Origin of the sequence: Streptomyces sp. NPDC004647, assembly GCF_040609575.1 — a bacterium.
In the GTDB taxonomy this organism is placed as follows: Bacteria; Actinomycetota; Actinomycetes; order Streptomycetales; family Streptomycetaceae; genus Streptomyces.
Genome location: NZ_JBEXKU010000085.1, coordinates 1 through 21,439, shown reverse-complemented (window position 1 = coordinate 21,439; position 21,439 = coordinate 1). Strand labels below are relative to the sequence as shown.

Annotated in this window: 17 protein-coding genes and 3 pseudogenes; 8 read left to right on the top strand and 12 right to left on the bottom strand. The window is 67.8% G+C overall.

All coding sequences use genetic code 11. The features are described 5' to 3' along the window. Positions 1-251 precede the first annotated feature (251 nt). Positions 252-1,049: an alpha/beta fold hydrolase gene (locus ABZW18_RS28605; RefSeq protein WP_356192872.1), complete on the top strand. Its 798-nt coding sequence runs from the start codon at positions 252-254 to the stop codon at positions 1,047-1,049. A gap of 23 nt (positions 1,050-1,072) precedes the next feature. On the opposite strand, the pseudogene ABZW18_RS28600 reads toward ABZW18_RS28605, so the two are convergent. Then, positions 1,073-1,488 (bottom strand): annotated as a pseudogene (locus ABZW18_RS28600) (IS5/IS1182 family transposase); the annotation flags it as partial. An 84-nt stretch (positions 1,489-1,572) separates the two neighbouring features. Between ABZW18_RS28600 and ABZW18_RS28595 the strand changes: the two are divergent. Further along, the gene (locus ABZW18_RS28595) at positions 1,573-2,331 is read left to right on the top strand and encodes an SDR family oxidoreductase (RefSeq protein WP_356192869.1); all 759 of its coding nucleotides are present in this window, start codon (positions 1,573-1,575) and stop codon (positions 2,329-2,331) included. A gap of 89 nt (positions 2,332-2,420) precedes the next feature. After that, complete coding sequence (locus ABZW18_RS28590) at positions 2,421-3,584, top strand: low temperature requirement protein A (protein ID WP_356192867.1); 1,164 nt, start codon at positions 2,421-2,423, stop codon at positions 3,582-3,584. 247 nt (positions 3,585-3,831) lie between these two features. Here ABZW18_RS28590 and ABZW18_RS28585 read toward each other — a convergent pair whose 3' ends face one another. From ABZW18_RS28585 to ABZW18_RS28565, 5 genes are all read right to left on the bottom strand, one after another. After that, positions 3,832-4,080: a hypothetical protein gene (locus ABZW18_RS28585; RefSeq protein ID WP_356192864.1), complete on the bottom strand. Its 249-nt coding sequence runs from the start codon at positions 4,078-4,080 to the stop codon at positions 3,832-3,834. Positions 4,081-4,345: 265 nt separating this feature from the next. After that, positions 4,346-5,329, bottom strand: coding sequence for a hypothetical protein (locus tag ABZW18_RS28580; RefSeq protein ID WP_356192861.1), 984 nt, complete (start codon positions 5,327-5,329; stop codon positions 4,346-4,348). Next, positions 5,326-6,603, bottom strand: coding sequence for an MFS transporter (locus ABZW18_RS28575; protein WP_356192859.1), 1,278 nt, complete (start codon positions 6,601-6,603; stop codon positions 5,326-5,328). The genes ABZW18_RS28580 and ABZW18_RS28575 overlap by 4 nt, the downstream gene beginning before the upstream one ends. A gap of 95 nt (positions 6,604-6,698) precedes the next feature. Next, positions 6,699-7,610 carry a metallophosphoesterase gene (locus ABZW18_RS28570; protein WP_356192856.1) on the bottom strand — a complete coding sequence of 304 codons (912 nt, stop codon included), beginning with the start codon at positions 7,608-7,610 and terminating at the stop codon, positions 6,699-6,701. A 696-nt stretch (positions 7,611-8,306) separates the two neighbouring features. Beyond that, positions 8,307-8,858: a tellurite resistance TerB family protein gene (locus tag ABZW18_RS28565; RefSeq protein ID WP_356192854.1), complete on the bottom strand. Its 552-nt coding sequence runs from the start codon at positions 8,856-8,858 to the stop codon at positions 8,307-8,309. A gap of 1,340 nt (positions 8,859-10,198) precedes the next feature. Between ABZW18_RS28565 and ABZW18_RS28560 the strand changes: the two genes are divergently transcribed. Continuing rightward, a complete protein-coding gene (locus ABZW18_RS28560; RefSeq protein ID WP_356192851.1) occupies positions 10,199-10,603 on the top strand; it encodes a hypothetical protein in 405 nt (134 codons plus the stop codon). A gap of 255 nt (positions 10,604-10,858) precedes the next feature. On the opposite strand, the pseudogene ABZW18_RS28555 reads toward ABZW18_RS28560, so the two are convergent. After that, positions 10,859-10,969: pseudogene (locus tag ABZW18_RS28555) on the bottom strand (phosphotyrosine protein phosphatase); the annotation flags it as partial. Positions 10,970-11,322: 353 nt separating this feature from the next. Here ABZW18_RS28555 and ABZW18_RS28550 point away from each other — a divergent pair. The 3 genes and pseudogenes from ABZW18_RS28550 (at position 11,323) to ABZW18_RS28540 (ending at position 12,883) form a co-directional block, all read left to right on the top strand. Next, positions 11,323-11,700: a hypothetical protein gene (locus tag ABZW18_RS28550; RefSeq protein ID WP_356192849.1), complete on the top strand. Its 378-nt coding sequence runs from the start codon at positions 11,323-11,325 to the stop codon at positions 11,698-11,700. Then, positions 11,700-12,263 carry a dihydrofolate reductase family protein gene (locus tag ABZW18_RS28545; protein ID WP_356192847.1) on the top strand — a complete coding sequence of 188 codons (564 nt, stop codon included), beginning with the start codon at positions 11,700-11,702 and terminating at the stop codon, positions 12,261-12,263. The genes ABZW18_RS28550 and ABZW18_RS28545 overlap by 1 nt, the downstream gene beginning before the upstream one ends. A 55-nt stretch (positions 12,264-12,318) precedes the next feature. Beyond that, positions 12,319-12,883: pseudogene (locus ABZW18_RS28540) on the top strand (transposase). Between the two features lie 65 nt (positions 12,884-12,948). Here the strand turns inward: ABZW18_RS28540 and ABZW18_RS28535 are convergent. Both ABZW18_RS28535 and ABZW18_RS28530 read right to left on the bottom strand, forming a co-directional pair. Then, positions 12,949-14,352, bottom strand: a complete 1,404-nt coding sequence (locus ABZW18_RS28535) for a hypothetical protein (protein ID WP_356192844.1) — start codon at positions 14,350-14,352, stop codon at positions 12,949-12,951. A gap of 63 nt (positions 14,353-14,415) precedes the next feature. Then, entirely contained in the window at positions 14,416-14,883 is a 468-nt protein-coding gene (locus ABZW18_RS28530) for a GtrA family protein (protein WP_356192841.1), read from the bottom strand. A gap of 99 nt (positions 14,884-14,982) precedes the next feature. On the opposite strand from ABZW18_RS28530, the gene ABZW18_RS28525 reads away from it, so the two are divergent. After that, positions 14,983-15,993: a glycosyltransferase family 2 protein gene (locus tag ABZW18_RS28525; protein ID WP_356192838.1), complete on the top strand. Its 1,011-nt coding sequence runs from the start codon at positions 14,983-14,985 to the stop codon at positions 15,991-15,993. A 51-nt stretch (positions 15,994-16,044) separates the two neighbouring features. On the opposite strand, the gene ABZW18_RS28520 is transcribed toward ABZW18_RS28525, so the two are convergent. From ABZW18_RS28520 to ABZW18_RS28510, 3 genes are all read right to left on the bottom strand, one after another. Then, on the bottom strand, positions 16,045-17,208 hold the full coding sequence (locus ABZW18_RS28520; RefSeq protein WP_356192836.1) for a glycosyltransferase: 1,164 nt from the start codon (positions 17,206-17,208) through the stop codon (positions 16,045-16,047). After that, entirely contained in the window at positions 17,205-19,994 is a 2,790-nt protein-coding gene (locus ABZW18_RS28515) for a CDP-glycerol glycerophosphotransferase family protein (protein WP_356192835.1), read from the bottom strand. The genes ABZW18_RS28520 and ABZW18_RS28515 overlap by 4 nt, the downstream gene beginning before the upstream one ends. Positions 19,995-20,679: 685 nt before the next feature. Continuing rightward, positions 20,680-21,222 (bottom strand): tyrosine-type recombinase/integrase, encoded by a 543-nt coding sequence (locus ABZW18_RS28510; RefSeq protein WP_356192833.1) that lies wholly within the window; start codon positions 21,220-21,222, stop codon positions 20,680-20,682. Positions 21,223-21,439 lie beyond the last annotated feature (217 nt).

Below are 21,439 nucleotides of genomic sequence, written 5' to 3'. Positions count from 1 at the left end.
GTAAGCGCCGCGTTCCTTGAGCACCTCCCTGCACCGTCCGGGTCGTGGGCGTCACCTGCGCCACTGCGCGCCAAAACCGTCCCGGCTCATCGAGCAGTCCCCGGCTTGGCGTAGGTAGAGCTGGAATCCCGTCGAGGTCAAGGGCGCCTCGCACGTCGTGATGATGTCCCGCCCGGACGCCGTGGTCCGCCAGATCGAGGCCGCGTACCGCGCCACCCGCTGATCCGACGGAACTCCCGGAAGGAGCAGTCATGAGCACTCCGGACACCATCGTCCTGATCCACGGCTTCTGGGTCACACCCCGGAGCTGGGAGCACTGGATCGCCCACTACGAAAAGCGCGGCTACCGCGTTCTCGCGCCCGCCTACCCGGGCCTCGAGGCGGAGGTCGAGTCACTCAACGCCGACCCCGACGCCCATCGAACAGGTCACCGTCGCGCAGATCGTCGAGAGCCTGGAAACCCTGGTCCGCGGACTGGACAAGCCGCCGATCCTCATCGGCCACTCCGCCGGCGGCGTCTTCGTGCAGCTCCTGCTCGACCACGGTCTGGGCGCGGCGGGGTGGCGATCTGCTCCGCCGCCACCGAGGGGGTCGCCGTGGTGCCGCTGACCCAGATCAAGTCGGCCTTCCCGGTGCTGAAGAACCCGGCCAACCGGCACCGGGCGGTCGGCCTGAACGCCGAGCAGTGGCACTACACCTTCACCAACACGCTCTCCGAGGAGGAGTCCCGGACGCTGTACGAGCGCTATGCCGTCCCGGCCTCCGGCGGCATCTTCTGGGACAGCGCCCTGGCCACCCTGCGCCCCGGCCACCAGAGCACATACGTCGACTACCACAATGACGACCGCGCGCCGCTGCTGTTCGTCTCCGGCGAGAATGACCATCTCATGCCGCCGAAGGTGCAGCAGTCCAACGCCCGGCACTACAAATCGGACACGGTCACCGAGATCAAGGAGTTCCCGGGCCGCCCGCACCTGCTGCCCGCAGCACCCGGCTGGGAGGAGGTCGCCGACTACGCCCTCGACTGGGCCGCCTCGCACGCCCGGTAGGCCACAGGTCCCGGGCGGCGGGCCCAGTCGCATCCCTTGTCGGCGTGGAGTTTGTCCGTTCGGCGCCGTCGGCGGCCCCGGCGGGAGCAGATCGGTGGTATGCCTTTCACCAGCGGGGTCAGGGCCTGGCTGGCGTGTGTTGGCGCCGAGAGGCCGACGGACAGGGGCGGGCCGGTCCGCTCCGTGATCAAGTGGATCTTCGAACTGTACTTGCCCCGGTCGACAGGGTTCGGGCCTGTCAGACCCCCTTCTTCACGGCTCGCATGTTCACCGAGTCGATCGCGCACCGGGACCAGTCGAGCTCACCGCGGGATCCGAGTTCGTCGAGGACCAGGCGGTTAGGTTCGGCCCAGACCCGAGCCTTCGTCCACTCGGTGAAGCTGCGGTGAGCGGTCGCGCCGGAAGGTCCGAGCTCAGGTGGGCGCCGCCAGACCGACCAGCAGGCGACCCGGCGTCTCCCAGCACTCAGGCCGAAGACCGTACCCAGCGCATCGCGCTGAAGCCGGCACAGAAAGGACTCGTCATGAAGAACGTCGTCATAGGCGGCAGCGGGCTCATCGGCTCGAAGCTCGTCCACAAGCTCCGTGGACGCGGCCACGAAGCGGTGCCGGCGTCACCAGCCTCGGGCGTCAACACGATCACGGGCGAGGGCCTAACGGAAGCACTCGAGGGAGCCGCGGTGGTCGTCGACGTATCGAACTCCCCGTCCTTCGAGGACACAGCAGCGCTGAAGTTCTTCCAAACATCAACCGGCAACCTCCTCGACGCTGAAGCAGCCGCAGGCGTGGGCCATCACGTCGCGTTGTCGGTCGTGGGCACCGAACGCCTCTCGGAAAGCGGCTACATCCGCGCCAAGATCGCCCAAGAGAACCTGATAAAGGAATCGTCCATCCCCTACTCGATCGTCCACGCGACGCAATTCTTCGAGTTCATCGAGAGCATCGCTGACGCTGCAACCGACGGCGACACTGTGCGACTCGCACCCGTGCTGATCCAACCCATGGCGGCCGAGGACGTGGCCAGCGCGGTCGCGGACGTCGCCGTCGGCCCACCAGCGAACGGCGTCATCGAGATCGCCGGGCCACAACAATTCCGTCTCGACGAACTCGTCCGAAGCACACTGCGCGAGCGCCACGACCCCCGCGAGGTCATCACGGACCGCCACGCGCCCTACTTCGGCGCCGAACTACACGAACGCACCCTCGTCCCCGCGGCCGACGCAAGCCTCGCCGAGACCCGCTTTGACCACTGGCTGAACCAGACCGCGACCGGCAACAGCTAAAAAGGGCTCGCCGTAAGGTACTCGTTTGCGGTCAACTTCCCACGCCGCGCTGAGGCGTCGCGCACCACCGCCCCATCGCAGAATGAAGCATGAGCAACCGAGACCAGCTGTTCACACCGTGGCTGCAGACGATGACGGCGCGCGATCCTGACGAGCCGCATCGGGGAGCGACCCCGCTTGAGCTGCTCTTCGACCTGTGCTTCGTCGTCGCCGTCGCGCTGGTCGCGGCGCAGTTCCATCATGCCGTGAGCGAGAACCATGCCGCGACCGGAGTCCTCAGCTATCTCGCCGTGTTCTTCGCCATTTGGTGGGCCTGGATGGGCTTCACTTGGTTCGCGTCGGCGTACGACGTCGACGACGTGCCGTACCGGCTGGCGACCTTCGTGCAGATCGCCGGGGTCCTCATCCTTGCCTCCGGTGTACCGCGGGCTTTCACCCAACATGACTTCGTCCTTCCGGTCGTCGGCTACACCGTCATGCGCCTGAGCCTGGTGTCGCAGTGGCTTCGGGCCGCCCGGGCCCACCCGGAAGGCCGGGCGACGGCCATGCGCTACGTGGTCGGTATCGTCGTGAGCCAGAGCGCCTGGATCGGCTGGCTGTTCATGCCGGTCGGCTCACGGATGCCGCTCTTCGCACCGCTGGCGCTGTTCGACCTCGCCGTCCCGATCTGGGCCGAGAGCGCCCGGCGGACGGCCTGGCATCCGCATCACATCTCCGAGCGGTACGGGCTGTTCACGCTGATCGTCCTGGGCGAGTCGGTGCTGGCGGCGACCACGGCCGTGCAGCACGCCGTCGGCGCCGGCGAGGCGACCGCAAATCTCTACACCGTGGCGGCGGGTGGTCTGCTCATCGTGCTGTCACTGTGGTGGCTGTACTTCGCCAAGCCCGCCGAACGCTTCCTGACCTCCAGCCGGGCCGCCTTCGTCTGGGGTTACGGCCACTACCTGGTCTTCGGCTCGGCAGCCGCGATCGGCGCGGGACTAGCGGTCAACGTCGACCACGCCACGCACCACACACAGATCTCGGGCGCCGCCGCGGGCGCGTCGGTCACGATTCCGGTGGCGGTCTTCCTGCTCGTCGTTTACCTGCTGCACATCCGCCCCCAGCACGCCTTCGCCCTTCACGCGCTGCTGGTGCCGGGCACCGCGGTGGTGGTCCTCGCCCTCACCTTCACCAGCGTTCCGGTACTTGCCACCGGTCTGGCGGTGGTCGCGCTGGTCGCGGCGTCCGTGGCGATTGCCCATCGCCGATAGCCGCTCCCGTCCCCCGCCTCCCGGGCGGTGTGAACCCCAAGGACGGACGGCCGCACAAGCACGGCGGCACATTCCGAGGCCTGGTCACAAACACCAGGAATGCTCCTGAACTGCAACGATAAGGCTTATCAGAGTCCTGTCGGCTGCGAGGGGTGAGCATTTCTCAGGTGACAAGCGGCTTCGGAGCGGACGGGCAGGGCCTCGTAGTCGCGCGTGTCGAGGGTGGAACCGGACGACATGAGCACGGTCAGACGAGGTTCTCACTCAGGTAGCGGGTAAGGGCGTCGCGGGTGCGGGACAACTCGACCCCCTGACCGGCTCGGTACACGCCTGGCTGAACGCGGGCGGCGACAGCAACGGCAAGCCTGGCTGGACCGACCGGGGCCAGATCGCCTCCGGCGGGGTCGGGGACCCGGACGGGCTCCGGTTCGCCGACATCGACGGTGACGGACTCGACGACTACCTGACCGTCACCGCTGAGACCGGCGCGGTGCACGCCTGGATCAACAGGGGCGGCGACCCGGCATAAGCCCGTGCGGACGGCACACGGCGAGGACTCAAGACCCGCTCAGGCCCACGCCCAAGGAGATCCAAGAGCAGCTACCACCGCAGATTTCGCGGTGAGCGGAGCCGCAGGCTCGTCCGGTCTCGAGACGTCCGTCAGGCCGGCGAAAGCGGCCCCGAGGCTTCGCCCCCCAACCAGGGGGCGAAGACCGTCTTTTTGCAGGTCAGCGACGCACCGACAGCTTACAGCTGTCAGTTCAGGGGGCGGGTGAGTTGGCCTCGGGAACGAGCAGTCGGGGGGCGCCGGTTCCGTCGGCGGGGAGCGACCAGATGTTGTTGATGCCGTCGTTGCGTTGCAGTGCGTAGACGATGGTGGAGTCGTCGATCCAGGCGGGCTGGTCGTCGACGCTGCGGGTCTCGGCGAGGGGTGTGATGCGGAGGGTGGTCAGATCAAGTGTGGACAGGCGCCAGCCGCGGTGGGGGTCACCGCCCACGGCGGCCTTGAACGCGATGCGGGTTCCGTCCGGGGAGAGGGACGGGCATTCGACGTTGTCGACGAGGGTGCGGACGGACTTCGCGGCGAAGTCGCCTTCGACGAGGTAGCGGTGCCCTGCGGTGGACATGGTGGCGTAGAAGCGGTTGTCGTCCGTGGCGAAGGTGACGCCCCAGAAGTTGATGTCGGCGGCCCGGTAGGGCCCGCCGTGCCGGGTGACCTTGAACTCTTCCAGAGACCGGATGAGCCGGCCGTTGCGGGTGTCGAGGATGCCGGTCTGGGTGGAGAATCCGTTGGCCGCGTAGGAGTGGCCGTCGACGAAGAGTGTCCAGGCGACCATGCGGCCGCTGGCGGAGACGCGGAGGCGGTTGGGGAAGCCGGTGACGGGGACGGCGCGTTGTCGGCGGAGGTCGGAGTCGAGGATGACCAGTTGGGTGGCCTTGAGCGGGTCGACGGGCCGGAGGCAGGCGACGGTGCCCGCGGCGGCGTAGGCACGGTCGCACTGCAGCGGGGAGACCGCCCGTGGCCCTGCCGGGTCGTTGCGGGAGACGGTGGAGAGCCGGCCGTTGCTGAGGACCTGCAGCCGAGGTCCCGCGGCGAGCGCCGACTTGTCGACGGTGGCCCGGTTGGTGGTGCCGCCGTCGGCGGGTTCGGAGGCCAGCAGCGTGTAGCCGACGGCGAGGGAGGCGAGCACGGTGGCGGCCGCCAGCGCGATCAGGATACGGGTGCGCCTGCTCAGTGCGTTCACGCCGCCTTCTCCGTGTGGTTGTCGGGGGCTGTCCTCGTGGCTGCAAGGAGCACGGCGGTGGCTGCCATCGCGACCACGACCGCGATTGCGGCCAGTCGGCTGGCCACCGTGGGGCCCCAGGCTTCCCAGGCGAGCCCGAACAGGACGGAGGAGCCCAGGTAGGCCAGGGCCTGGCCGCTTTGGATGAGGGCGATGCCGGTGGTGCGCAACCCTTCGGGCAGCAGGGGACCGGCCAGGGCCATCAGTACGCCGTCGGTGGCGGCGTAGAAGACCCCGTAGAGGCCGAGAACCAGGACGATCAGGAGGCGGCCGCTCAGCGGGCCGAACAGCAGCAGGTAGACCACGGCCAGCGCCGCGTAGCCACCGAGCATCACCGGCAGTCGGCCGATGCGGTCGGCCAGCGCACCCAAGGGCGCGGCGAGCAGTAGATAGACGAGGCTTGTGCCGACCGCCAGCAGGGGAAACCAGCCGGTGGCCAGTTGCTCGCGCCGCTGCAGGAGCAGGTAGACGAAGCCGTCGCCGATCGTGGCGAGTCCGAGCAGACACGCTGCGGGTACCAGGCGCCGCACGCCTGGGGTGCGCAGCAGTTTCCCGAGTGCGCGTGGCTCGACCGCCTGCGCGTGTGGCCGGGGTTCGCGCGGCTGGTCGTGCACGAACAGCATGAGGATGACCAGGCCCATGGCCGCGATGCAGAAACTGGTGACGAAGACCGGGGCGAACGACTGGCCCGCGACGGCGAGTACGGCCAGCGCGACCAGCGGTCCTGCGAAGGCACCCATGCTGTCCATCGTCCGGTGCACGCCGAAGGCCCGGCCCAGCTCGGCAGGTGGTGTGGAGAGGGTGATCAGCGCGTCCCTGGGGGCAGTGCGTAGTCCCTTGCCCGCCCGGTCGACAGTGATGGCCAGTCCGATCGCCGTGACCGAGCTTCCGGCGGCCAACAGGCCCAGTTTGGCCGTCGCGGAGAGCCCGTACCCCCAGCCCGCCACTGCCTTGAGTCGTTGCACCCGGTCGGCGATGTAGCCGCCGACGAGTCGCAGCAGCACCGTGGCTCCGGTGTAGATGCCGTCGATGAGGCCGTAGGCGGCGGGGCTGAGCTGCAGTCCGATGACGAAATACAGCGGTAGGACGGCGGCGACCATCTCGGCGGAGACGTCGGTGACCAGGCTGACGGTACCCAGTGCGAGAACGTTGCCGCTGGTCGCGGCCCAGCGGCGCCGACCGGGCCCGCCGTTGCCGGTGACGGACTTCGGCCCGCCGATGGTGGACAGGTACACGGCGTACGCACCTCCGGGGTGTGCCGGGGAAGGTGCCGCACCGGGTGCGACCAAAGCATCCGGTGCGGCACTTCAGCAGGACGGACGGACCGGGGTCAGTGGCAGCTGGTGGTGCCGCTGTCGCTGTAGGTCTTGCCTGCCTGGGGCACGAACTGCCAGTCGTAGCTGTTGGCGTGCAGGTTGAACTTCAGCACGCCATAGGTGTCGCTGTTGCGGGCCTGGCTGTTGGGCTGGATGGTGCCGAAGCCGTAGTGGCTGGCGCCGCCCATGCCGGCGACGAAGTGCCGGATGCCGCGGGCGGTGTCGAGCTGACCGCTGGGGTTCATGGGTGCGAACCGCTCGTACTGGTGGTTGTGGCCCGTGACGATCACCTCGGCGTTGTGGTCGTACAGCGCCTTGACGAGGGGCCCGGTGGAAGTGTTGGGTGCGTGGTTGGCGCCGGAGGTGAACCGCGGCTTGTGCCAGTAGGCGATGGTGCACGGCTTGGTGCTGGCGGCCAGGTTGGACCGCAGCCACTGCTCCTGCGCCGAGCCGACGGCCATGCTGACCTCTGAGTTCAGCGAGACCACGTGCCAGTTACCCAGGTCGTAGGAGTAGTAGCCGCGCCCGGACGGGCCGGCGTTGGCGCCGAAGTAGTTGTAGTACCCCGATGCGCCCGACGTGTGGTAGTCGTGGTTGCCCGGCGAGGGGCGGGTGCGGGCCTTGTGGCGCCCCCACGTCGGGTTGTAGTAGTTGGTGAAGTTCGACGCCGTGCCGTCCGGGTAGGCGTTGTCCCCCGTGGTGAACACCGTGCCGGAGATATTGTCCAGCAGGTTGGCGGTCGCGGTGTCGCCCGAGCCGGAGTTGGCGATGTCGCCGGCGCCGACCAGCACCGGATCGGCGAGCTGGCTGGTCGGGGTGGCTGCCGCAGGCACCGGGGTGTATGTCGACAGTGAGATGGCCGCGAGGATCGTCGCGCTGACGGCGGCGACAACCCCGCCCGCTTTAGCTGTTCGGTGTCTGAACATGCGAAAGCCCTCCGCTTTCTGACGGCGTGGGGGGCTCCACCGACGCTAGGGACCTCAACAGACGGCACGATGATGAGATGTGAGTCAAACGATGACAGGCACCTGAACGGTTCCGCCGAGAAGTCCCGCGCCTTCGGGGACGGCGACGGCGGGTCCGGCAGGCCCAGGTCGCGGCGGCCGTAGACCGTGCGGATCGAGGGGGCGAGCCCCTTCGCCGAGCCGTAGAGCACAGCGACCCGTTCGCCGCCGGGGACGGGCACCATGAGGTCGCGGTACCCGTCGCCGTTGATGTCGTCGGGGTCCTTCGACCCCTTCCCCCGGGTCGGCGCCCGGCTCTCGGCAGGCGCCCTGGGCACCGGGACTTCGTGGCCCGTTCCGCCACCGCCGTCCAGGGAGCGGGGCGAGTGCGACGCAGACAGCGAAGGCCGGCAAGGCAGTACGAGACTTCATGCGCCTCACCTTCACACCCCCCGCCGCGCCCACTCCAGCGGGTTGGGACAACTGTTGCCTCGTTATTGATCAACGGAACTCGGCGCACCCGACCGGCCGGACACGCCGTAGGTCTGGGGAGAATCCCCGCCTCTGTGCGAGTTTCTTGTGTCCGTCACCAGAGTGGTGTGCCTGCCCCCGGGTCGGAGCCGGAACGGTGCCGTACGTCGCTGGCCGACGCAACAGGCGGTGCGGTGGGGCAGGTGGTCAGATGCTGAACTCCTGCGGGGACAGGCCGAGCACCGAGCACGCCTCGCGCAGGACCTGCTCCTCGGCTGGCGCGACGAATCCGTCCGCACCGGCGACGACGAAGCCGGTCTGCACGACCGCCCTGGCCTCCGTCGGCTTCTTCGCGGCCTTGGCGATCTCCTGCATGACCTCAGCCTTGCCCTGCTGGAAGTTGAACGCCAGCTGGTCGACGTGCTTGTTGAACCGCTGCCGCAGCTGGTCGGACGGGAAGTTCTGCAGGACGTCGTTGTTGAGAATCAGCGACTCCACATGCTGCCGCTCGGCCGGGTCGACATGCCCGTCGGCGGCCGCGACCAGGGCGCACATAGCCATGCTGGCGTCCCGGTAGGCGCCGCTCTTCAGCTCCGACTTGAGGGAGGTGAGCTGGGACTTGAGCATGTTCACCAGCTGAGCCCGCGATCCGCCGGAGGACCCCGCACCCGGCCGCCCGTGTCCACCAGAGCCCCGCGTCCCCTGCGACTGCTGCTGCAGATTCTTGGCCTGGTCCTTGATCCGATCCCACATCGCCACTCGTGCCACCTCGGCTTCTGCCAATGTCGTTCCGGCCGTCCGCGTGCTTTCCGCGCGTCCTCCTGCCAACGCCTCCCGGCCCCCGGAAGTTCCGTGGCCAGCCTGCTGGCGCCCAGTGCGCGAAGGACAGACGTCAAGCATCACCCGACGCCGAATCGTCAACCATCACCTGAGACTCGACATTGCCTCTCGGCGCAGCAACTCAGCAAGGAGCGGCGCCGACTCATTGTCGGGTCTATCCCAGAGGACGGACTCTGGCGTGAAGGTGACCGGTATCGGCCTGGGGGACACGGTTCCGCGCCCTGCGCAACCTGCGCATGTCAGCCGTGAGTCAAGCCGTGAGCTACAGGTGAAACCTGCACCCTGGGCACCCCAGGTGCCACACTCAAGACGAAAGAAGCAGGTAGGAGCCATGGGCTACAGATCCTGTTGCCCTCCTAAAGCGGGTGTCGCAGGTTCGAATCCTGCCGGGGGCACCAGGCAAAACGGCCCGGTTTTGACGGCAATCGCCTCGTAGCTGGCCCAGCGCCGCCCGCTTCGCTCCATACGTCTCCGACCGGACCGCCGCCACAAGGGAGCAAAGCGGGCGCCGACGTCACTCGTCGGCGCGTTCACTCTCCGACGTGGTCAACTCAATGCCCCGATCGCGGCGGAGCCAGAGCGAACAGCGACGCACCGGCGATGCCGCAGGGCTCCCATACCTCGGTCGCCAGCGCGGTTAGACCACCGTCACCGACGAACGGATGGCCGTGGCGGTATCCGCCAAGGATTCGCCACCGCCGACCTGCGGTGTGGCGGACGTGGCGGAGCCTTTGGGGGGAGGACCGAACCGCTTCCACGCGTCTGCGAGGGCTCATTGAAGTCGGGCCGACGGCGGCCCACGTGTTCGCAGTGCGCAATATTTGCCGCGCCCCACGGTGTCGCCGCGTAAGCGTACCTTGTAATGAATTGGCGCCGTACGCGGCCGGGTCGCCACTGGACAGCGAAGTGTGCCGAGTGGCACCTGGCCGGAGAGGGTGGCAGACTGACAGTGCGGAGGAAATCGGTGGGCGAAATTCCGCCGACAGATTTTCTCCATCGACGCGAATTGCTCCGCTCTTGGCAACTCGACAAAGGGCGCTCTCAACGAGCAAGTGGCATGTTGGCGTGGTGCCGTTCAGAATTACACGGCACATCCGATCCCTTCCGCCCCCTCCCTTGTCTGTGCGTTGGGGCTCCCTCGATCCCTGGAAGGATACGGAAGAGGCCTCATGAGCATGCCGCATATCACCGGAGGCCGCGTAGCTGGCTACAGACTGATATGAGGTTTCCGGGTCTCACCGGATCGATAGGAGAACGGCATGACTGTCACCGACAGGTACGAAGAGACGCTCGAACGCGTTGACGGCACATCCGGTATTCCGTCAGCCAACCTCGTGCCGGAAGAGCTGACGAAAAGCAGCATGGATACAGGGAAGATCATCCGCTCCGGTACTCCTACAAGTACATATTGGCACTTCGAGGACTTCCACTGGAGGGGGGAATTCGTACACACGGCCACCCTTCCCACGGATCAGGTCAACTCGGTCAGTCAGGTCGCAGTCTCGATCTGCGAACTCAACAACGACGGAGTCCCCTTCATCGGCAATGCCAGGTTGGAAGTCCACAACGTCGCGCCGCATAACGACGGACGGATAATCGTCCGAGGCCAGGTCCACTGGGAAAATGACCTGCACGTACGACTGAACTACATCATCGTCAACTAGATCGGGGCGCCGGGCAGGGCGGATTATGATCAAGGCCCCCGCGCACGGCGCGGGGGCGCGCCGCCGGGCGTCGGCTGTCCCGCGTCGAGCAAGACCAGGGGGCCACTCGGACACATTGCGGGCAGGGGTCAAGCCTGCCCAAGTAGCTGGCAAGCGTAGGCCCCCTGATCATGCTCGACCCCAAACCGGGCAGGCCACCGCCCAAACCCGCTCCGCGGACCTCAGGTGTCGTCGAAGAGCTGGCGGCGCCGTCCGTCATGCTCGTGCTTCGACGCCGAGTTCGGCCAGTAGCCCGCGGATGCGCTGCTCGAACTCGTCGCGGATCGGGCGCACCGGGACCACGCCCTGGCCAGCGGGGCCGTCCATTGGAAGCTCAGTTAGCTGCTAGTACGTTGGTTTCGACTCGGAATGCTGGGTAGCACCATCCCGGCCAGCCAACGTCGCTGCCCGGTACACTCCCTGGGCTGATTCGACGCCGGGGGCGGCATGAGTAGCTCAATCAGCGCAATCATGGTCGCGGTTCTGGGTATTGGAGGCACGCTCGCATCAGCCCTTCTTACCCAGCGCAGCGCTGACCGCGCCAGGGCGCGTGAGCTGGCACACGCCAGGCAACTTAGCGCTGACGAACGCGAGTACGCGACCCGCCAGGCTTGGCTAGAGGCGCGCCGAACGTGTTATGCCGCTCTCAACGCAAGGTACGCGGGGACTACATCACCGTGATGAGGAACTTCTGGTTCGCCCTGGAGGCGGGCGCGGTGACCGAAGAACTGCGGTCGGATCTGGATCGAGCACGCCGGGAGCACCGTTTGCGCAACGCTGAAGCCCAAATGATGGTGCCCGATGCTGTGCTGGCAGCAGCCCAGTCAGTCCACCGCGGCTTTGGCGATCTGTACGGTTTACTCAAGCGGCTCGACAGGGGCATTGCCGAGCCGGGAGAGAGCGTTGATGCGGCTGAAGAGGAGATGAGAAGGCTTTGGGGCGCCCTGTGGAGGATGCGCGATGAAACCGCCTTAGCCCAGGGGATCCCGCGAGCCGCGATGAGTCCTGCGGTGTCCGGCGGTCGTACTGTCGAACCCGTTACCGAGGAGGACTTCTGATGCGCAGCGTGACCTATTCGATGGGCGTCTCACTTGACGGCTACATCGTCGGGCCGGACGGCGACTTCGACTGGACGGCGCCCGACGAGGAGGTCTTTCGCTTCGTCACCGACGAGATACGAGAGGTCGGCGTCCACCTGTTGGGACGACGGCTGTACGAGACGATGCAGTACTGGGAGACCGCCGACCAGGATCCATCGCTCGACGACTCAATGCTCGAGTGGGCCGCGATCTGGAAGCCGCTCCCAAAGGTGGTGTTCTCCACCACGCTGTCGGCGGTGCAGGGCAATGCCCGCCTGGCCTCCGGCGGCCTGGCGGAGGAGATCGAGCGGTTGCGAGCCGAGCCGGGGGAGGGCGACCTCGCGATCGGCGGCGCGACTCTCGCCGCCGAGGCGGCCGCGTTGGGTCTGATCGACGAGTACCGGGCCAGGGTCTACCCGGTGCTGGTTGGCGGTGGCATTCCGTTCTTTCCCCAGCGCGAGCGCCGGGTGGATCTCGAACTCGTCGAGACCCGCACCTTCAGCTCGAGAGTCGTCTACCTCCGCTACCGCGTGGCGCGCTAGTAGGGCTTTGTTACGTGGGTCTTGCCGCGTTGGGGTCTGGTACTTCGCTGCTGGTATGAGGGTCGGGGAACTCGCTTCGTGTCGTGCCCGGTTGGAGGAGTTCGGCAAGGAGGTGTTCGCGCCGCTGGTGCGGCGGGATCAGCGTGAGAAGGGTGCCCTGTATCTGCGGGGGCTGCTGCTGGACGGCCGGCGTAAGTCGATGCAACCGATGGCCGGGCGCCTGGGGGTGGACCACCAGCAGCTTCAGCAGTTCATCGTCCTCCACCTGGGCCTTTGACGCGGTACGGGCCCGGTTGGCGTGGCGGGCCGTGCGGGTGGTTCGCCCTCAGGCCTGGGTGATGGACGACACCGGGTTCCCGAAGGACGGCATCGCCTCGCCCGGGGTGGCCCGGCAGTACTCGGGCACGCTCGGCAAGATCGGTAACTGCCAGATCGGCGTCAGTGTCCACGCCGCTTCCGACACCGCCTCGTGTCCGCTGTCCTGGCGTTTGTTCCTTCCCGAGAGCTGGGACACGCCAGAAGCGGCTGGCCGCCGGGAACGCTGTCGCATCCCTGCCGACATAGGCCCGCAAAGCCACCGTCTACACGCCGCCGACCGCATCCGCACCTGGCGCATCTGACGCCGGCCCGCCGTGCTGCATCCGCGAACACGTCCGCGGATGCCGGCGCCCGCCCGTTCATCTGCTCAGGGCTGATTCTTGGAGTCGACCGGCTGATGTTCCGGCATGTCGCGGTTGCGGGCGACGCCGGGATCGGCCGGAGGCGGAGTCGTGCCGCGGCCCAGCCAGGAGAGGAGGAGACCGAGCGTGACGGCGATCGCCGGCCAGTAGACGTAGCGATAGTCCGTTGCCGGCATGATCGGCAGATACCCGAGCACATATGCCGCCGCACTGATCCCCAGCGCCCGGACCGGCATCGCGAAAACGCCCTTGCCCGGACGGATCGACAGCACGAGCGCAGCGGCCAGCCAGAACCACCCTGCGAAAAGGAACGGCAGGTCCTCCCCCATGCCGGTGATGTACCTCTGGAGCGTGGCCTCCAGTCTGGGGTGGGACACCCCGAGCCCCAGGTCGTTGTCGATAACCCCGTCCTGATACCGGAAGCTGGTGTCGAAGAGCAATTCCGAGAAGAGTTGCAGACGGTACTGGAGATAGCCGGGCACGTGGTCGGCCATCCCGCCGACCCACAGGGAAGTGAGCTCCTCCGCGTCGCGGACCAGGCCGTCCGGGCGGCGTTCGTAGCAGGCCCAGTAGGCGTCCGAGAGCGCCCCGATGCGGTCGCACTCCTTCGCCGCGGCCACGAGGCGGCCGCGAAGGTCCTGTGACACGGCCGCCGACTGCAGTTCCTCGACGCTCAGGACGTGGACCAGGTCGTCCAGCATGATCTGGGCGCCCTGGCTCGTCTGTACGGGGCGCGCGAGGGAGGACACGGCCACGGCCGGCACGGCCAGTCCGACGGCGAGTACCGCCGTGGACATCGCCCACCTCCGGCGTCCGGGAGTGTGCCACAGCGCGAGGACGAGCATCACGAAGACCGGGATGACGGCGAAGATCGCGTTCTTGCGCACCAGGGCCGCGTACGCGAGAAAGAGCACACCAAGGCCGAGGAGGGCCCATCGCCGGGCGGGGGGACCGCCTCGCAGTCGCAGTCCGACGAGCGCGACTGCGCTGGCGGCGAGGAGCGCGAACGCCATATGGACGTCCTTCCATACCACTCCGGCGAACGTCAGGACGTGAGGGGTCAGCCCGAGGCCGAGGACGGCGAGGGACCCCGGCCGACTGGCCGTCAGTTCCCAGACGCAGCCGGCGATCACCCACAGAGCCCCCCAGAGGATGACGGACTGGAGGGCGGCCATGGACGCCGGCGTGCCGGTCAGGGCGATGAGCGCACGCCAGGCCAGGCTCAGCACGGGCGGATGCCAGTCGCTCAGCGGCCTCTCGCCCATGGCCTGATTGAGCTGGGACATGGTGTCGGGACTCATATACCCGGGCGAGAACACCACGGTGGTCGCCGCGCAGCAGGCCGCGGCGATGAGCGCCAGGACTCCGACCCAGCGCCGTTCACCCCGAATGGATCGGTTATGTCCCATGTGTCGGGATGCTAACAGCGGAGACCTGACCGGCCCCGCATTGCCTTCCGAGGGAGGTGCCGATCAGTCCGACACGAAGACGTACCGCCGATAGGTGACGAAGCGGAAGAGCGTGGCGACGACCCAGCCGAACGTACGTGCGACATTGTCGCTGAGCGCCGAGTCGAGCCCGAGTAGATGTCGCGAAAGGAAGACCGTCCCCGCCGTGATGGCGATGCCCACGACGTTCACCACAACGAACAGCGCCGCCTCATAGGCCACCTTGTCGCGATGGCGGTGACGGTAGGTCCAGTAACGGTTTCCGGCCCAGCTGAAGATCATGGAGGCGCCCGTCGCGATCGCGGACGCCTGGACAGGCACGGAGTGCATCGGCCCGCCACCGGCGCCCGGGATGCCGAAGACCAGCAGGTTGTAACCACCGTTGTCGATCACGAACGCAAGGGCCCCGACGACCCCGAACCTGGCGGCCTCGCGCCAGAGGCCCCTGATGACATCACGCAGACGGAGCGTCAGAAGCGCGAGGACCGACACGGGGGAGATGGTAACGGCACGGCGCGCCCCAATCAGGCAGGACGTCCTGTGTCGCATTATGTCTTCATATAACCGCTGTGACTGAGTCAAGGAGCGGACGTGTGCCCGACGATCGCCTGCGTCGTGCCGTGCCACAACGAGGAAGCAGCCGTGGGCAAGGTGGTCCGCGATCTGAGGGCGGCGCTCCCCGAGGCCGACATCTATGTGTACGACAACGCCTCGACCGACCGCACGGTGGAGGTCGCGCGTGCGGCGGGCGCGATCATCCGCGAGGAGCCGCGCAAAGGGAAAGGCAATGTCATTCGCCGTGCCTTCGCCGATGTCGAGGCCGATGCTCTGCTTCTCATCGACGGTGACGACACCTATGACGCATCACGGGCGCGGGACATGGTCGACCTGCTGTTCGACGGGCCTTACGACCAGGTCGTCGGTGCCCGGCGTGAGACGGTGCACGGCGCCTATCGGCCGGGCCACGCCGTGGGCAACACTCTCCTCACCGGCGCGGTGCGGTCCCTGTTCGGCAGGGAGGTGACCGACATGCTCAGCGGTTACCGGGTCTTCTCCCGGCGCTTCGTCAAGTCCTTCCCGGCGCTTTCACGCCAGTTCGAGACGGAGACCGAGATGACGGTCCACGCACTGCACCTCCGGCTGCCCACGGCGGAGATTGCGGTCGGCTACAAGGGCCGTCCGCCCAGTAGCGAGAGCAAACTGAGGACCTATCGGGACGGCTGGCGGATTCTCCGCGTCATCCTGAATCTGGCACGGCGGGAGCGGCCCTCACTCGTCCACACGGTGGTCGCGGGTCTGCTCGCCCTCACTGCGGTCATCCTCGGTACCCCCGTCGTCATCGACTTCATCCGCACGGGGACCGTGCCCCGCTTCCCCACAGCGATCCTCGCGGCCGCGATCATGACGATCGCCGCCATCGTCCTGCTGGTGGGCTACGTCCTCGAGTCGGTCATGCACATGCGTCAGGAACAGTCCCGACTCGTGCACCTCGCCTACGCGGCGCCTGGCCGCTCGCCACGCCGCACCGACTCCGGGGCCGCCGCCGAGTCCCCGTCCGGGACCCGCCTCGAGGCCGATGACGGCTCGGCGCCCACTCTTTGACGCGGACACGCGGTCGACGAGTCGGCCACCGGAGACGCCGAGAGGCAAGGATCAACGGTCGACCTCGTCGAACAGCGCCTCCCAGCGGTCGAGCACGGTCGGCAGCTCCAGGGACGAGACATGCTCACGGGCCGCACGACCGTACCTCTCCCGCAGCCCGGCGTCCTTGGCAAGCCGGCGCAGTGCGGCCGCGAACGCCGCCGTGTCCCCCGGTCTGACCAGAATGCCCGTACGGCCGTGCTCGACGAGTTCGCGCACTCCCGCGGAGAGGTCGAAGCTGACGGAGGGCACACCGCAGGCGGACCCCTCGGCGAGAGCCATCGGGCTCCCCTCGCGCTCGCTCGTGAGGGCCACCACCGACAGCTCCCGGTACGCGGCGGCCATGTCCTTCACACTGCCGCGGAACCGCACCCGATCACCGATCCGGAGCCGCTCAGCCTGCTCGCGCAGTGCCGGCTCCAGCGGGCCGTCCCCGAACAGGTGCAGCTCCCAACCGGGAAGGTCGGCACAGGCCAGGGCGAACGCGTCGATCAGCCGGTCCAGTCGCTTCACCCCCTCCAGGCGCCCCACGGCGCCGACGCGCCGCACATCCAGTGGTGCGGCCCGAAGGGGGCGGAACGGCAGTGGGTTGGGCATGACTCCCACATTGGGCAGACGGAGGCGCCGGAATTCCGCCGCGTCGCCCTCACTCAAGAAGACCGACTTCTCCAGCCGCGGATAGTGACGGAGGATCAGGCGGAGGTTCGCCGAACCGCGGGCCTGGAGAAACGACTCGTGATACTGCCCGATGCCCTTGAGGTGCGGCGACGCGATGGAGGTCAGCCAGTCCGCTGCCCACGGTGAGCCGATGATGACATAGCCGTCGTTCACGGCGGCGAATCGCTCCGTCAGCCGTGCCCGGGCGCGGGCCCGTTCAGTCCGATGGGCCTGGGCCCTGCGCAGCCGGACCGGATGGAGCCGCTCGCCGAGGCTCCGGGCGTGCCAGACGGGTGACGGCGCAGTGGTGTACAGGGTGGTGTGCCGGTACGCCGGGGCGGCGTGGTATTGGTACGGCTCAGGGCTCGGCCGGATACCGATCAGCTCGACACGGTGCCCGCACTCGGCGAATCCCTGGGCCAGGGTGTGCAGTACGCGCTGGGAACCGCCCATCGAGTCGACGTCGATGCCGACGAGGAACAGTTCGCGCGGGCGCCCTGGCCGGGCATGCCGACTCATCTGTTGCCGCCCTGGAAGAAGAGGCCGACCACGGTCTTGCTCGCCCGTCCCGTCTCATGGGAGTTGAACATCGTCTGGAAGCGGGCGTACCGGCCGGCCGACTCCAGCCGTACCCTGTCGATCTCCCTCAGCGAGTCCGCAAGCTCTTCCGTGGTGGTCAGCATCGGACCCGGGGCGATCTCGGGAAGGTCGTAGTACATGCCGCGGGAACTGTCCCGGTAATGCTCGTAGTCGTCGGTGAAGAGCAGGATGGGCCGGCCGAGATTGGCATAGTCGAACATCACCGACGAGTAGTCCGTGAGGAGTGCGTCGGAGGCGAGCAGCAGGTCGTTGATGTCGGCGAACGGGCGCCCGTCGCGGACCACGTGGCCCACCTCGCGCGGCACGGTGAAGTTCTCGTAGTAGTGCGGACGCACAACCACAGTCCAGTCGCGGCCGCAGCGTTCCGCGATCTCGGCGAGGTCGATGCGGATCGAGTTGCCTGTGCCGCGCTCCCCGTCCCGGAAGGTGGGTGCGTAGAGCAGCATCCTGCGTCCGTCCGGGATCTGCAGCCGGGCGCGCGCCGCTGCCGCACGATCGCGCTGCTCGGGTTCGTTCCAGCGCACCAACGGGTCGTTGCGGGGGAGCCCGCAGGTCAGCAACTCACCCGTGAACTCGTTGGCCCGGACGAAGGTGCGCTCGAATTCCTGACTGGGTGAGATGAGGACGTCCCAGCGGGAGATCATGTCGCGGTGCTGCTGCTGCCGCTCGGGACTGCCGAACCGCAGCTCGGGCGCGTCGAACCCCATGTACTTGATCGCCTGGCCGTGCCAGGTCTGGAGGTAGCGGGTCTCCGGTCGCTTGGCGTAGATCGAGGGGAAGCCGTGCGAGTCGACCCAGTAGCGGGCGCGGGCCAGCACCCGGACGTACTCCCAGCTGCCGCGCCGGACGAGGCGCACATCGTCGGGGAAGGAGGAACGGTCGCCTGAGTAGGACCAGACGGCGCGCAGGGGCAGCCCGCGCCGGACCAGCTCCTCGTAGATGTAGCGGGGGCTGTCGGCGTAGCCGCGCCCCTCCTGCGCCTCGAACAGGACCAGGTCTCTGTCCACGGGGAACTTGAGCAGTTCGTGGTACGCGAACGCCTTCGCCCGGGGCCCGGTGGCCCTGCGCCGCAGCCGGTCGAATGTGAGGCGCGCGGGCCCCAGATGCGGCGCCAGGCTCTCGGCGCCGGCCAGGACGCCGGACCGCTGCCAATGGAACTCCAGCCGCCCCGCGCCCCGGCCCTCGCAGCCCACGCGGACATGGTGCCCGGCGAGCGGGCCGCGCAGCGGCAGCCGCGCGTCCAGCGGAGGCAGGTGGCCCGGAGCCAGCACGGGATCGGTACGCCTCGTCCCCATTCGGTCGAGCGCCACCACGGGATGCCGGCGCCCCTTGAACCCCTTCGCGATCAGGGGAACGCGCCGGAGGTCGAGTCCGATCTCGGCGGTGTGCACATCCGGGGCACCGTCTGCGGTCGGGGCGTACCGGAACGGGATCTTCAGTGGTTCTCCCGCCGCGGAAAGCCACAGTTGCGCGGTGACCTCGCCGGTCCCGTTCAGCAGCCGTGCCGGGTCGTAGGTGCGCAATGAGAGGAGCAGGACGGGTCCTGCGGGGGTCAGCTGTTCGACCTCGTGCCGGATGGGGGCGGTCTGGAAGGGCTGTTCGTCCAGCAGCCACTCGCTGATGTCCAGCTCGCCCGGGACCTTCGGGTCCGGTGGGGTGCGGCGGCCCCAGAACGTCCGGCCCGCCTCCCTGGTCACATGGCGCGGGGCGATCCTCGGGCGGCCGAGGGTGCGTGCGCACTCGGCCGCCTCGTCGAGCCGGCCCGAGCGCAACAGATACTGGCAGATGCGCTCCTCGCGGGGGATCGCCCCGACCGCCTCGGCGCTGATCTCCTCGAGGTAGGGGGTCATCACCTCGGCGAACCGCTCGATCCACGCGCGGTCGCGGAAGGGGAGGTCGCCGAGGTACAGGCGCAGGTCGTGGCGGAGGAACTTCTCGTCCTTCGCGGGGCGCAGATCGGCGTTGCCGCTCTCCTCGAGAAAGTCGTCGATCAGGCGGGCCACCGCGATCCGGTCCACCACGTTCTGGAGCCTGTGGCGGCTGGAGGAGATGGAGAGTGCCGCCGGATCGGCCGAGAAGTGCCAGGTGTAGACGGGCCACGGTGCGACGGCGAATCTCCGGGCCAGCGTGAAGGCCTTGGCCGAGAACAGCTGGTCCTCGTAGTGGATTCCCTCGGGAAAGCGGAGCCCGTGGCGGGCGATGAAGTCGGCCCGGTAGAGCTTGTTGGTGGAGAGGTGGTCGAGGAAGTACTCCGGAGCCGCTCGCACCCCCTCGACGACGCGGACGTCATCGAAGAGATCGGGGTACCACAGCCCCGTGTCCCCGGTTTCCTCGAAGATCCGGGTGACCTCGCCGGTGACGAAGTCGACCCCGGTCCGCTCCGCGGTGAGCACCAGCGATTTGCAGGCATGGCGGGGCAGTTCGTCGTCGCTGTCGAGGAACATCAGCCAGGGGGCCCGTGCCGCCTCGATCCCGGCGTTGCGCGGTGCGCTGCAGCCGCCGCTGTTGCGTTCCAGCCGGACGTACCGGACGCGAGGATCCTCGGCCCGGAGCCGCCGGGCCACGTCCGCTGTGCCGTCGGTCGAGCAGTCGTCGGCAATGATCACTTCCAGGTTGCGGAGCGACTGGTCGAGCACCGACCGCACCGCCCTGTTCAGACGGTCGGCGTCGTTGTACACGATGACGACAACGGTTACGTCGGGCACGGGGCCCCCATTCCACAGAGATCACTCGAACTCTGCCCACCGAGATTCACAGTGCATTGCCATGCAAGCCCATGAAGACATCAGCCGCTACATGCACTGCTCCGTGCGGGTGACGCGGTCCGGCGCCCACCGCCGAGCGGGGCGGGCCAGTCGCGCCGGGTCCCGGCCGCGCGCCCCCGGCCGGCGGCGGACCGGGCTCGGCGACGGGCGGTGAAGAAAGCGCGCGCAGCGCGGAGCGGCGGTCCAGCCCGTGGCCGGCGGCCTCGTCATGGCCCAGCCGGTCCATCATCTCCCGCCTCCACCGGTTGCTCCTGCCTCAGCCGAGCGCGATCCTCGCACAACAGCGGGCGAGCCGACGCGTGTGTTAAAGCGGGTGTCGCAGGTTCGAATCCTGCCGGGGTACACACCGAAGGGCCGGGGCGAGGGCTTGAACTGGCCCTTCGGTGCACGGTTACAGCTGATCAAAAGACCACTAGTACCACGAAAGGTGCTAGCCCAAGGATCGAAATAGTGCCAAAGATCTGCACGAGCAGGAATCCGTTATACCAATTTGGCCGCGATCCGCCAAACTCGTAAATTCCTTGACCGCCATCGGGATCTGCCAGTTGCGAAAGCATCAAGATCCAGGTTCCCCCGAGAATCCAGTTGGCGATCAATACTGCGAGACCAAGGACGATTAAGACGATCAAGCGGCCAACTGATCCGTCGCTCTCCAGGTTTCCGTGCACCATGCGCCAAGGTCGGAGGTGGCCAGGAAGGCGGCGTAGTAGGTGAGCGTGGTCGCTCCTCCGCCGCCGTGGCCGACGCGGCCGGCGACCGTGCGGACGTCGGCGCCGCTGCCCAGGAACTCGGTCACGTTGTACGCGCGCAGGTCCTTCAGGCGGTGGGTGTGGATCTTGAGCTTCAGGGCGAGACGGCGGTAGCGCTGGCTGACGCTCGCGGGTAGTAGGGGGACTGACCCGTCGGCTTCGACGGAGAACACGAAGGCGTCTCCGGTCAGTTGGCCGCCGAGTGCCTTGCGGCGTTTTTCGGCACGGGTCCGGTGGGCGACGAGGACGGCGCGCGTGATTACGTCCATGGCCTGCTTGCGGCGCTGATGGGTCTTGGTGTCCTTGATGCGACGACGGTTGTTGGAGTGCTTCACGAAGAGTTCGAGCCGCTCGAAGTTGATGTCCGACCAGCGCAGCGCGCACATCTCGCCGCGTCGGGAGCCGGTGACCATCGTCATGAACAGGTACCTTCCCCAGTCCAGATCCTGCTGCCAGGCTGTGTTGAGAACTAGGTGTTCTGTCCGGGGAGGTTGTGGACGGTGAGGCAGGTCTCGGCTGCGGGATCTTGAACGGGTGAGGACCTTCCGGGTTCGGTGTGGATTGCGACGTCTACACCGACCGAAAGGCCCTCGTGCCCCACCGTAATGCACCCCTGACCGAGACCGGACGGCTGCG